Origin of the sequence: Microbispora sp. H13382 (assembly GCF_014161445.1) — a bacterium.
Lineage (GTDB): Bacteria > Actinomycetota > Actinomycetes > Streptosporangiales > Streptosporangiaceae > Microbispora.
This window is the reverse complement of record NZ_JABBXA010000023.1, coordinates 18,470-30,804: the sequence shown is the minus strand read 5'-3', so window position 1 is coordinate 30,804 and position 12,335 is coordinate 18,470. Positions and strand designations below refer to the sequence as shown.

The following is a 12,335-nucleotide window of genomic DNA, read 5'->3' as shown; positions in this document are numbered from 1 at the left end:
CCCGTGGGTAGACCACGAAGAAGAGTAACGAAGACGACGATCGGGCTGATCGTCGCCGCACTGTCCGCCCTCGTGTCCGCCGTCGTGCTCGCCTCCCCGGCGTCCGCGCACGGCGCCCCGATGGTGCCCGGCAGCCGCACCTACCTGTGCTGGAAGGACGGCACTACTTCGAGCGGTGCCATCCAGCCGAAGAACCCCGCCTGCGCGGCCGCGGTCGCCAAGGGCGGGACCAACGCGCTGTACAACTGGTTCGCCGTGCTCCGCTCGGACGGCGCGGGCCGGATGTCCGGCTTCATCCCGGACGGGCAGCTGTGCAGCGGCGGCGCGATCGTCTACGACTTCAGCGGTTTCGACCTCGCCCGCAACGACTGGCCGGTCACCCACCTGACGTCCGGGGCGAGCATCCAGTTCAAGTACAACATGTGGGCCGCGCACCCCGGCACGTTCCGGTCGTACGTCACCAAGGACTCCTGGAGCCCGACCCGCCCGCTGGCCTGGAGCGACCTGGAGTCGACGCCGTTCGACAGCGTCACCAACCCGCCGAGCCTCGGCTCGGTGGGCACCGAGGACGGCCACTACTACTGGAACGCCCGCCTGCCTTCCGGTAAGAGCGGCCGCCACATCATCTACACCGTGTGGCAGCGCTCGGACAGCAACGAGACGTTCTACAGCTGCTCCGACGTCGTCTTCGACGGCGGCAACGGCGAGGTGACCGGCGTCGGCATCCCGAACACCAGCCCGAGCCCCACCCCGCCCGTCTCCCCGTCCCCCGGCACCTCGCCCAACACCTCGCCGAGCCCGAGGGTCAGCCCCTCGGCCAGCCCGACCTCCGGCGGCCCCGGCGGCTGCTCGGCCACCTACAAGGTCACCAACTCCTGGGGCGGCGGCTTCCAGGGTGAGGTGACGGTGAAGGCCGGGTCCTCGTCCATCGGCAGCTGGACGGTGAGCTGGTCCCAGCCGAGCGGCGGCACCATCACACAGGTCTGGAACGGCACGCTCAGCCAGTCCGGCAGCAACGTCAGTGTGAAGAACGTGAACTACAACGGCAGCCTGGGCGCCGGCGCCTCGACCACGTTCGGCTTCCTGGCCAACGGTTCGAGCAGCGGCACCCCGTCGCTGTCCTGCTCGGCGGCCTGACCCGCCCGCCCGTGGCGCGGCCCGCCTGACCCGGGTCGCGCCAGGGGTGCCTAGCGCGTCAGCTCGGCCGCCCGCACCCTCGCCCAGGCGTCCGCCGCGAGGACCTCCTCGACGGACGCCGCCGGCCCGGGGGTGTGGGCGGCCACCACGCGTTCCACCGTGTCCACGATGCCGAGGAACGGCAGGGCGCCTTTCAGGAACGCCTCCACGCACACCTCGTTCGCCGCGTTGTAGACCGCCGGCGCCGTGCCGCCCAGGGCGCCCACGTGACGGGCCAGCGCGACCGACGGGAACGCCTCGTCGTCGAGCGGTTCGAAGGTCCAGGTGTGGGCGGTGGTCCAGTCGACCGGCCGGGCCGCGCCGGGTACCCGCTCGGGATAGGCCAGCGCGAGCGAGATCGGCAGCCGCATGTCGGGCGGGCTCGCCTGCGCGACCGTCGAGCCGTCGGCGAACTCCACCATCGAGTGGATGATCGACTGCGGGTGGACCACCACCTCGATCCGGTCGAAGCCGATGTCGAACAGCAGATGGGCCTCGATCACCTCCAGGCCCTTGTTGACGAGCGTCGCCGAGTTCACCGTGATGACCGGGCCCATGCTCCAGGTCGGGTGGTTCAGCGCCATCTCCGGCGTGACGTCCGTCAGCTCGGCCCGCTTCCTGCCGCGGAACGGGCCGCCGCTCGCCGTCACCACCAGCCGCCGTACGGCCGCCGGGTCGGCCCCCTCGGGCCCGGCCGCCCACAGGCACTGGGCGAGCGCGGAGTGCTCGGAGTCCACCGGGATCATCCGCCCCGGCCCGGCCAGGCGCTTGACCAGCGGGCCGCCCACGATCAGCGACTCCTTGTTGGCCAGCGCGAGCACCCGGCCCGCCTCCAGCGCCGCCAGCGTGGAGGTCAGCCCCAGGGCCCCGGTGATGCCGTTGAGCACGACGTCGCAGGGCGACGCCGCGACCTCCGCCACCCCCTCCGGGCCCGCCAGCACCCTCGGCCGCGCGCCGGCCGCCGTGAGGGCCTCGCGCAGCGCCGGCACGGCCGCCGGGTCGGCGACCGCCACCGCCTCGGCCCCGAAGTCGGCGGCCTGCCTCGCCAGCAGGTCGACCCGGCCGCCGCCGGCGGCGAGCGCGGTCACGCGGAACCGTCCGGGAGCGTTGGCGACGACGTCGAGAGCCTGGGTGCCGATGGACCCGGTGGACCCCAGCACGACGACGGACCGGGGCTGCGGCAGTGATTCGGAGCTCATCCCCCCATTGTCCCCAAGCCACACCCCGGGCTCGCATCAGCACGGGCCCCCGAAACGTCCTGACGCGACCCCTGGTACGAGACGGCCGATACTCAGGAGAAAACAGCACATATAAGACCGAATTTGCCCATAACCGTATAGACGGATTGTGAGAAATCCGGGTGAAGGCGTCGCTACTTTCCCGCGTCAGGACATCCCGACCCGGAGGTAGGCATGCACCCCACCACACGACGTCTCGCGGTTCTCGCCGTCCCCGCCCTCGCGGCCGCGGGGGCGATGCTCCCCGCCGCACACGGCGCCGCGGCGACCGTGACCCGGGCCGCCGCCGGCCCCCGGCCCGCCGTTCACGAGGCCGCCGACACCACGACGGAGCAGCGTACGGTCAAGAAGTTCTGGACCGCCGCGAGGATGGAGGCCGCCGAGCCGCTGGACGCGCCCGGCACCGGCGACCGGCACTTCGCCGCGGCCGCCTCCGCCGCCGCCGACGGCACCGGGACACGGCCCGTCGTCGTCTCCCCCACCGTGCCCGACTCCTCCACCGCGCCCACCTCCTCCACCATGTCCGGCGCCACGACGTCCACGGCCAGGACCATGGCGGCCGACGCCGCCGCGAACGTCTCGTCGCGGACCTCGGGCTCGCCCTGGACGGCGGGCGGGACGGTCGCGAGGACGACGGGCAGGGTGTTCTTCACGGTCACGGCCGGGTCGGACGCCGGGCGGAACGCCTCCTGCTCGGGCACCGCCGTCACCAGCGCCAACAAAAGCGTGGTCATCACCGCGGGCCACTGCGTGAAGCTGAACGGCGCCTTCCACGCCAACTGGGTCTTCGTCCCCGGCTATGACCGGGGCGACCGGCCCAACGGCACCTGGCCAGCGACCACCCTGCTCACCACCTCACAGTGGAACTCCGGCGAGAACATGAACTACGACCTCGCCGCCGCCGTCGTCGCTCCGCAGGGCGGCAAGAGCCTCACCGACGTCGTCGGCGGCCAGGGCGTCGCGTTCAACCAGCCGCGCGGGCGGCAGACGTACGCGTTCGGCTACCCCGCGGGCGCGCCGTACGACGGGTCGACGCTGGTCTACTGCGGCGGGCGCACGTTCGACGACTACCTCAGCTCCCAGGACCAGGGACTGAGCTGCGGCATGACCGGCGGATCGAGCGGCGGCCCGTGGTTCGTGAGGTTCGACCCGAGCACCGGCGGCGGCCTGCTCAACTCGGTGAACAGCTTCAAGTACAACTTCGCGTCCTACTGGATGTTCGGGCCCTACTTCGGCCCCGAGGCCGAGGCGGTCTACAACGCGGCCCAGAAGACGGCCCTGACCTGATTCACGGAAAGTAGCGACAAGACCACGAACGGTGGTCCACACTCGGGAGCCATGACTCCGAGCCTCCCCTTGCTTGCCGTCACCGCCCTCGTCGCCGGGCTCCTGGGAGCCCCCAGCCCGGAGGTCCCGCCCCTCGGAGACGTCGTGGAGCACGTCGCCGGGCACGCGTCCGGGATCTACTGGACGCCGCAGCGGATGGCGCGGGCGGTCCCGGTCGGGCTGCTGGGCGGCACCCCGCCGGTCCTGCCGCCCGTCGTCGGGGCCGCCCTGCCGCCGGCCGCCAGGTCGGCTCTCGCACCCGGCCACGCGGCGCAGCCGGCCGCGAGGACCGGGACGACCCAGACGACCCGGACGACCCGGACGACCGGGACCGGCAGGACACGGCAGGCGGCGGCGATGCCCCCCGTCACCACCAGCGGCACGCGCTGGGCGGCGGGCGGTTCGGTGACGAGGACCACCGGCAGGGTGTTCCTGACGCTGAACGGGGTGGACTTCTCCTGCTCCGCCAGTGCCGTCCGCAGCGCGAACAGGGATCTGGTCGTCACCGCCGGGCACTGCGTCAAGGACGGCGCCGGGGCCTGGGCGGAGAACTGGACCTTCGTTCCCGGATACGACGAGGGGCGGCAGCCGTACGGCGGCTTCCCCGCGCGGCGCATGTTCGTCGCCGGGCCCTGGTCGCGCTCCGGCAACGACGACTACGACGTGGGCATGGTCGCCGTGGACGACCTGGACGGGCAGCACCTGACCGACGCCGTGGGCGGGCAGCCCATCGGCTTCGCCCCGCCGCGGGGCCGCCGGACCTACGGCTTCGGGTTCCCCGCCGATCCTCCGTACGACGGCGAGCGGCTGCTGTACTGCGCGGGTGTCCCGCACGGCGACCCGCAGGGGCAGACCCGCGACCAGGGCCTGCGGTGCGACCTCACGGCGGGGGCCAGCGGCGGGCCCTGGCTCAGCGGCTTCGACCCCGCCTCGGGCCGGGGCACGCTGACGTCCGTCAGCAGCTTCAAGTACAGCAACGACCACCGCACGATGTACGGCCCCTACTTCGGCAACGCCGTACGCGACCTGTATCGCACCGCCGAGCGGGCGTGAGGGGTCAGAACGGCGACAGCGGCTCGGCGTTGTCCTCGTCCACGATGTCGGCGGCGGACCGGACGATCAGGGGATCCGGCTCGCCCACCACCGAGTCGTCCTTGTCGTCGTAGTCGTACAGGGACAGGACGTAGCGCATCGCCTCCAGCCTGCCGCGCTTCTTGTCGTTGCTCTTGATGATCGTCCAGGGGGCGTCCTCGGTGTCGGTGTTGAGGAACATGTCCTCCTTGGCCCGGGTGTACTCGTCCCACAGGTCCAGCGAGGCGATGTCCATGGGCGACAGCTTCCACTGCCGCACGGGGTCCACCTGGCGGATGACGAACCGGGTGCGCTGTTCGGCCCGCGACACCGAGAACCACAGTTTGACCAGGCGGATGCCGTCGCGCACGAGCATCCGCTCGAACAGCGGAGCCTGGTACATGAACTCCATGTACTCCTCCGGAGTGCAGAAGCCCATGACCCGCTCGACCCCGGCCCGGTTGTACCAGGACCGGTCGAACAGCACGATCTCCCCCGCCGCCGGGAGGTGCTCGACGTACCGCTGGAAGTACCACTGGCCGCGCTCACGTTCGCTGGGCTTCTCCAGCGCCACCACCGTGGCGCCGCGGGGGTTGAGGTGCTCCATGAAGCGCTTGATGGTGCCACCCTTGCCGGCCGCGTCCCGTCCCTCGAACAGGATCACCAGGCGCCCGCCGGTGTCCTTCAGCCAGTACTGCAGCTTCAGCAGCTCGATCTGCAGCAGCCGCTTGTGCCGGTCGTACTCCTGCCGGGCGATGCGGTGGTCGTACGGGTAGTGCTCGCGCCAGGTGTCCACCGGACCGCCGTCGGCGCGTACGAGGACGGGATCGTCGTCATCGTCGTCCAGCACCTTCAACCCCGGCGTACGGCGCAGCAACTCGACGCCGTCCGGGTGCTCCCGCGCACTCTGCGACGCTTCCGGCATCTCCATACCCCCCTACTGCACCTGTCGGGCGATCCCAATCCCCGTCGGCCGCACTGTTCGCGGGAAATTCATCCGGCCGGGAACGTCACGGCGACTTCGAGGCCGCCGCCGGGGTTGGGACGTGCCCGTACGGCGGCTCCGTGCGCCGTCGCGATCGACGCGACGATCGACAGCCCGAGCCCCGCGCCCTGGCGGCGACTGGTGTGCAGTCGCCTGAAGGGCGCGAAGATGTCGCCCAGGCGCTCGGCCGGCACCTCGGGACCGGTGTTGCGGACCGTCAGCACGCCCCCGGCGAGCGTCACCTCGACGTCGCCGCCGGGGTGGTTGTACCGCACGGCGTTGTCGACGAGGTTGGTGACGAGCCGGTTCAGCAGGATCGGGTCTCCGGGGACGACGAACCATTCCATCCGCGCCGTGACGGTCACCGCACCGCGGTCCGCTTCCGCCAGAACCAGCCGTACGACCTCGTCCAGCGCCACCGGGCTCCGCCTCTCCAGCCCGTGCTCGGCCTGGGAGAGGACCAGCAGGGCGTCGATGAGACTTTCGATGCGGTGGTTGTGGAGCAGCAGCGTGTCGCGGATCTCCCCGACGTCCTCGGGCAGGCCGACCTCGATCGCCGTCCGCTGCACGGCGAGCGGGGTCCGCAGCTCGTGGGAGGCGTTCGCGATGAACCGCCGCTGACTCACGACCGAGCGCTCCAGCCGGTCGAGCATGGCGTCGAACGTGTCGGCCAGCTCCTTCAGCTCGTCCCGCGGCCCGGACAGGGCGATCCGCTCGTGCAGGGTGGACAGGGACAGCCGCTGCGCGGTGGAGGTGATCCGGTGGAGGGGCCGCAGGACACGTCCCGAGATCACCCATCCCACGACCACCGACACCACCGTCAGGACGCCGATCGCCAGCACGCTCACGTCCCACTGATAGTGGATCACGTCCCGCACCAGCGCGGACAGCGGCGACGGTGCGTCCGGCGGCCTGTCCATCGGTGCGGCCGGGGCCGGCGGTGCCCCTCCCGGCAACGGCGCGGGAAGCCGCGCGATCCGCGAGGCCAGCGCCTGCCGCAACAACGTGTTGACGATGACCAGCAGCACCACGGAGGTGAGCAGGAAGATCCCCGAGTAGATCAGCGTGAGACGTACCCGGACCGTCGTCACAGCACGTAACCCGCGCCGGGAACGGTCCGGATGCACGGCGGGTCGCCCAGCTTCGCGCGCAGGCGGCTGACCACGACCCGCACCACGGTCGTGAAGGGGTCGGCGTTCTCGTCCCAGGCCTCCTCGAGGAGCCGCTCGGTGCTCACCACCGCGCCCTCCGCCCGCATCAGCACCTCAAGGACGGCGAACTCCTTGAGCGACAGATGCAGGTGGCGGCCGTCCCTGGACGCCTGGAGCCGGTGCGTGTCGAGCACGATCCCGTGCCGGGCCAGCACCGGGGGCACCTGTTCCCGGCTGCGCCGGCCCAGCGCCCGGACCCGGGCGACGAGTTCGGTGAAGTCGAAGGGCTTGGGCAGGTAGTCGTCGGCTCCCATGCCGAGCCCGGCGACGCGCTCCGGCACCGACGCCGCCGCCGTCATCATGAGGATCCGCGTACGGCTGCCGCGCGCCACCAGCTCGCGGCAGACCAGGTCGCCGTGCAGCTCCGGCAGATCGCGGTCGAGCACGAGGACGTCGTAGTCGCTCACCGCCAGCCGCTCGGCCGCGGCGGCCCCGTCGTAGACCACGTCGACCGCCATGGCGTGACGGCGCAGCCCCATCGCCACGAGATCGGCCAGATCGCGTTCGTCTTCGGCCACGAGAACCCGCATACCCGGGTTCCTAACCGACGGGGGGTAACAGCGGCGTTAACGATGTCGTTCACGGCCGCGCAACCCGCCGGCGGCCACGCTGACGGGCATGATCAGAACTGTCTGCTCCGCCGTCCTGGCGACGGCCTGCGCGCTGACCGCCACCGTTCCCGCTCCCACCGCGGCGACGACCACCACGACACCTGCCGCGACGGCCGCGGCGTCTCCGGGCGGCGCGTGCGCCCGGCTGACCGCGCCACCGCCCGAGTCCGCGCCGCCGACGACGGTGGACACGCTCCGGCAGGCGTACGAGTGCGTGCTGGACAACTACTACAGCGGGCCCGCGCTGGATCCGAAGGTCCTGCTGCGGGACGCTCTCGCCGCGTACACGCAGGAGCTGATGCGACGCGGCGCCGACGCGGCCGGCCTCGGTCTGCCCGCGCTGACGGGGAACCGCGACGCCGACTGGGCCGCGTTCGCCGGTGTGATCGGCGCCGGCCACCCGGACGCGCTGCGCGCCGCGATCACCGGCATGGTCGCCGGGCTGCACGACAACCACGCCCGGGTGATGAGGCCGACTCCCCCGCCCGAGGGCGGGCCGACCGGAACGGGCATCGCGGGGCTGTCGGCCGCGCAGGGGCCACAGCTGGATCCGGCGGCCCGGCCACCCCTGTTCGTCACCCGCGTCCTGCCTCGTAGCCCGGCGGACCGCGCCGGCGTCCGGCCCGGCGACATCGTCGTCGAGGTGGACGGCATGCCGGCGTTCTTCGGGGACAAGGTGAACCAGAGCCTCGTCGAGGCGTTCACCTCCGACACCGTGCGGCTCACGCTGAAGCGGCCCACGACGGGACGTGTCAGAACCGTGAAGCTCACGGCGGGGCCCGTCGGGGAGCAGGAGCGGGCGGTGACGTCGAAGACGCTGCCCGGAGGCGTCACCTACGTCAAGGTGCCCGGGTTCTTCGAGGGCGCGGCCGACCAGGTGATCGCCAAGCTGAAGGGCGCCACGAAGGCCGCGGTCATCGACCTGCGCGGCAACGGCGGCGGGTCGCCGCGCGAGGTGACCCGGCTGCTCGGCGCGTTCGCGCACGGCAAGGTCACCAGCTACTTCTGTCCCCCCAAGGGCGAGTGCGCGCCGAACCGCACCGACGACACCGTGCCGCTGCTCGGGCTGCGCCTGGTCGTGCTCACCGACCGCGCGTGCGCCTCGGCCTGCGAGGACTTCAGCGCGGCCGTGAAGGACAACGGCCTGGGCACCCTCGTCGGGACCCGCACCGCGGGCGCGATCTCCGGCCCGAGCGAGCCGTACCTCCTCGACGACGGGAGCGTGCTGCTCCTGCCCAAGGTCCGGCACCTCGGCCCCGCCCGGGAGACCATCGACACCATCGGCGTCCCCGTCGACCACTACGCCCCCATGACCGCCCTCGACCTGGCCAAGGGCAGCGACCCTGGCCTGGCCAAGGCGCTCGGCCTCCTCTGACCGTGGACAGGACCCGTGGCCGTCTGTCACCATCGAAGACATGATCGTTGGAAAGGACGACGCCACCCGCATCCGGTGAGCGTTCTCGCGCAGCGGGAAGCTGCCGCACTCCGCGAAAAATGGCTGGGCGAAAAATGGCTGGGCGAAGAATGGCTGGGCCGCATCCTGTCGACGCGGCCCGCCGACCGCCCGGCCGCAGAGGCCGCCATCACCGGGCTGTACGGGCTGATCGGGCTCGCTCCGCCCCGGTTCCACTGGGTCCCGTCACCACTCACGGCCCTGACGACCCTCCCGCCCGGTCTGCGTCCACGTTCCGCCGAGGACGCGAGCCGGGTATCCGACTGGCCTCTCACCCGCCGGTTCCAGGCCGTGGTGACGGGGCTCTGCCTGGACCTCGATCCGCGGGTCCGCCGCGCGCATCGAGGCCTGGACGACTGGATCCGCCGCGACGTCCACGTCTCGCTCGAGCGCTCGATGGACGGCGCGTTCGTCAGGCCGGTTCTGGCCGCGCACGCACCACACCTCCCCAGGCCGGCCTGGTACCGCACCCAGAGCGCCTTCTGGGTCGCCCACTACGACGCCCTGCGGCGGGCGGGGGCGGTCTTCACGGCCGAGCAGGCGCGACAACTCGACCTGTGGGCCACCGCGGCCGCCTCCTGCGGCCCGTGGTGGCCCCGCCAGGACGTCTGCGTCGTGTCCGAACGGCCCACCGTCCTCCGTACGGAGGTGTGGGGCGACGACGGTGAGGTGCGGCCGCACTGCCCGGACGGCCCGGCCGTGCGGTACGCCGACGGCTGGGAGGTGCACGCCTGGCACGGCACACTCGTGCCCCCGTGGGTGATCACCGATCCGTCCGTCGAACGCATCGAGCGGGAGGAGAACGTCGAGGTCAGGCGGTGCGCGATCGAGCGCATCGGCTGGGACGCCTACATCGAGCGGGCCGGGCTGCGCCCGGTCGCCTCCGCGCCCGACCCCGGCAACCCCGGCCACTTCCTGCGGCTCTACGACCTGCGCCGGGAGACCAGGGTGCTCCTCGCGGTGAACGGCTCCGTCGAACGCGACGGGACCCGCCGGCGGTACGGGCTGACCGTGCCGGGCTACTTCCGTGACCCGATCGCCGCCGCCGGCTGGACCTACGGGCTGTCCGCCGAGCAGTACTCCCTACTCGTCCGCCGAACCTGAGGTGACTCCCATGACTGTGACTCTGGCATCCCTGTCCCACCGGACCGGACTCGCCGTGCTCGACCATCTCGAACGGTCGGCGCGCATCCCCGTCGTCGACGGGCTTCACGCCCAAGGCGACCTCATCGTCGTCCCGCTCCCGCTCATCGCGTCCTCCGTGCGGGCCCGGCCGCGGGCCCGGTGGACGGACGTGCCGCCCGAGGGGATCGAGCTGCTGCGCGGCGCCGCCGGCGGCAACCCGCACACGCTCGTCGCCGACGCGGGCACCTGCCGCTGGACGGCGGACGTCGCCGACGCCGAGGGCCTGGCGCTCGGCGTCTTCGAGGCCTCGGCCGTCGTCTACCTGCTGCATCCCGAGCACGGCGGGACGGGCTGCGCCCCCGGCGCCTACGCCGTACGGCGGCAGCGCGAGCAGTGGTCCCGCGGATCGGCCCTCGGGGCACGGCTCGTGGCGGACTGACGCCCTGAAGAAGAAGCCGGGCTCGGGGACGTGGTCCCCGAGCCCGGCCTCCGCTGAGTCCGCGGCGTCTCAAAGCGCTCAGAGCGTGAGGCCCGTGAGCACCATGACCTTCTCGTAGGTGAAGTCCTCCATCGCCGAGCGCAGCCCCTCGCGGCCCACGCCCGACTCCTTGACCCCGCCGTACGGCATCTGGTCGGCCCGGTAGGACGGCACGTCGCCGATGATGACGCCGCCGACCTCGAGCTCCCGGTTGGCCCGGAAGGCGACGTCCAGGCTGCGGGTGAAGACCCCGGCCTGCAGGCCGTACCGGGAGTCGTTGACCGCGGCGAACGCCTCGTCGACCGAGGCGACCCGCTGCACGATCACGACGGGCCCGAAGACCTCCTCGCAGGCCACCTTGGCGTCGGCGGGCACGTCGGCCAGCACGGTGGGGGCGACGGTCGCGCCGTCCCTGGTGCCGCCCGCCAGCAGGCGCGCACCGGCGGCGACGGCCTCGTTGACCCAGCTCTCGACGCGGATCGCGGCGTCCTCGCTGACGAGGGGGCCGACCTGCGTCTTGTCGTCCGCGGGGTCGCCGGTCACGAGCGAGCCGACGGCGGCGACGAGCTTGTCGGTGAACGCGCCGGCGACCGTGTCCTCCACGAGCACCCGCTGCACCGCGATGCAGCTCTGGCCCGCCTGGTAGTTGGAGAAGAGCGCCACGCGGCTCGCCGCCCAGTCGAGGTCGGCGTCGGCCAGCACGACCGCGGCGGCGTTGCCGCCGAGTTCGAGCGTGACGTGCTTGCGCGGCACACTGTCCAGGATCGAGTAGCCGACCGGGCCGGAGCCGGTGAAGGAGATGACCGGCAGCCGCGGGTCCTCCACCAGCGCGGCCGCCCGGTCGTTCGGCACGGGCAGAACCGAGAACATGCCCTCGGGCAGATCGGTCTCGGCCAGGATCTCGCCGAGCACGAGCGCTGAAAGCGGAGTCGCGGGCGCGGGCTTGACCACGATCGGCGCGCCGACGGCGATGGCGGGGGCGACCTTGTGCGCCACCAGGTTGAGCGGGAAGTTGAACGGCGTGATCGCCAGCACCGGGCCGTGCGGCACTCGGGAGACGTAGGCGAGCCGTCCCTGCGCCGCGGGCTCGGTGTCGAGCCGCTGCACCTCGCCGCTGAACCGGCGGGCCTCCTCGGCGCCGAAGCGGAACGTCGAGATCGCGCGGCCCACCTCGCCCCGCGCCCAGAAGATCGGCTTGCCGTTCTCGGCGCTGATGAGCTGGGCGATCTCCTCGGCGCGCTCGGTCAGCCGCCGGGCCACGTGGGCCAGCGCCTCGGCGCGTACGTGGATGGGCAGCGCGGCGGCCTGCTTGCGCACGGCGTCGGCGGCGGCCACCGCCTGCTCGACCTGCTCGGGGGTCGGCACCGAGTGGACGCCGACGACCCTGCCGTCGTGGGGGTTGGTCACGGCCTGCTCGGCGTTTCCGGTGACGGGGCGACCGGCGAGCCAGAAGGGGCGGGGATCGGAAGTGCGGCCTACGTCCATGTCTTCACGCTATGCCACCTGGCGGGAGGCGGTCCCTACGCCGGACGGGCCAATCGCCGCCCTCCATCGCGCCATCGTGGACAACTTCTCAGATGTCACAGATGCGCGGCAATTTCATGATGTTTTCTGTTTCACTGCGGTTTGAAGGCGGAGCGGCATGGTTAAGTCATCATCCG

At 72.2% G+C, this 12,335-nt stretch carries 11 protein-coding genes; 6 read left to right on the top strand and 5 right to left on the bottom strand.

Annotated features, from left to right (window positions below):
- Positions 1 to 3 precede the first annotated feature (3 nt).
- The gene (locus tag HHX41_RS33405) at positions 4 to 1,137 is read left to right on the top strand and encodes a lytic polysaccharide monooxygenase (RefSeq protein ID WP_310742301.1); all 1,134 of its coding nucleotides are present in this window, start codon (positions 4 to 6) and stop codon (positions 1,135 to 1,137) included.
- Between the two features lie 50 nt (positions 1,138 to 1,187).
- Here HHX41_RS33405 and dxr read toward each other — a convergent pair whose 3' ends face one another.
- A complete protein-coding gene (dxr, locus tag HHX41_RS33400) occupies positions 1,188 to 2,375 on the bottom strand; it encodes a 1-deoxy-D-xylulose-5-phosphate reductoisomerase (RefSeq protein ID WP_182909132.1) in 1,188 nt (395 codons plus the stop codon).
- A gap of 213 nt (positions 2,376 to 2,588) precedes the next feature.
- On the opposite strand from dxr, the gene HHX41_RS33395 reads away from it, so the two are divergent.
- Positions 2,589 to 3,701: a serine protease gene (locus HHX41_RS33395; protein WP_182909131.1), complete on the top strand. Its 1,113-nt coding sequence runs from the start codon at positions 2,589 to 2,591 to the stop codon at positions 3,699 to 3,701.
- A 51-nt stretch (positions 3,702 to 3,752) separates the two neighbouring features.
- Positions 3,753 to 4,793 (top strand): serine protease, encoded by a 1,041-nt coding sequence (locus tag HHX41_RS33390; RefSeq protein WP_182909130.1) that lies wholly within the window; start codon positions 3,753 to 3,755, stop codon positions 4,791 to 4,793.
- A 4-nt stretch (positions 4,794 to 4,797) separates the two neighbouring features.
- Here the strand turns inward: HHX41_RS33390 and ppk2 are convergent, their stop codons facing one another.
- The 3 genes from ppk2 to HHX41_RS33375 form a co-directional block, all read right to left on the bottom strand.
- Positions 4,798 to 5,742: a polyphosphate kinase 2 gene (gene ppk2, locus HHX41_RS33385; RefSeq protein ID WP_259401498.1), complete on the bottom strand. Its 945-nt coding sequence runs from the start codon at positions 5,740 to 5,742 to the stop codon at positions 4,798 to 4,800.
- A 62-nt stretch (positions 5,743 to 5,804) separates the two neighbouring features.
- On the bottom strand, positions 5,805 to 6,887 hold the full coding sequence (locus HHX41_RS33380; RefSeq protein ID WP_182909129.1) for a HAMP domain-containing sensor histidine kinase: 1,083 nt from the start codon (positions 6,885 to 6,887) through the stop codon (positions 5,805 to 5,807).
- Entirely contained in the window at positions 6,884 to 7,537 is a 654-nt protein-coding gene (locus HHX41_RS33375; RefSeq protein ID WP_169988921.1) for a response regulator transcription factor, read from the bottom strand. Before HHX41_RS33375 ends, HHX41_RS33380 begins: the two co-directional genes overlap by 4 nt.
- 88 nt (positions 7,538 to 7,625) lie before the next feature.
- Between HHX41_RS33375 and HHX41_RS33370 the strand changes: the two genes are divergently transcribed.
- From HHX41_RS33370 to HHX41_RS33360, 3 genes are all read left to right on the top strand, one after another.
- Positions 7,626 to 8,993, top strand: coding sequence for a S41 family peptidase (locus HHX41_RS33370; protein WP_182909128.1), 1,368 nt, complete (start codon positions 7,626 to 7,628; stop codon positions 8,991 to 8,993).
- Positions 8,994 to 9,068: 75 nt separating this feature from the next.
- On the top strand, positions 9,069 to 10,175 hold the full coding sequence (locus HHX41_RS33365) for a DUF6745 domain-containing protein (RefSeq protein ID WP_182909127.1): 1,107 nt from the start codon (positions 9,069 to 9,071) through the stop codon (positions 10,173 to 10,175).
- Between the two features lie 10 nt (positions 10,176 to 10,185).
- Positions 10,186 to 10,635, top strand: coding sequence for a hypothetical protein (locus HHX41_RS33360; RefSeq protein ID WP_169988924.1), 450 nt, complete (start codon positions 10,186 to 10,188; stop codon positions 10,633 to 10,635).
- A 78-nt stretch (positions 10,636 to 10,713) separates the two neighbouring features.
- Here the strand turns inward: HHX41_RS33360 and HHX41_RS33355 are convergent, their stop codons facing one another.
- Positions 10,714 to 12,159: an aldehyde dehydrogenase family protein gene (locus HHX41_RS33355; RefSeq protein WP_169988925.1), complete on the bottom strand. Its 1,446-nt coding sequence runs from the start codon at positions 12,157 to 12,159 to the stop codon at positions 10,714 to 10,716.
- Positions 12,160 to 12,335: the final 176 nt, after the last annotated feature.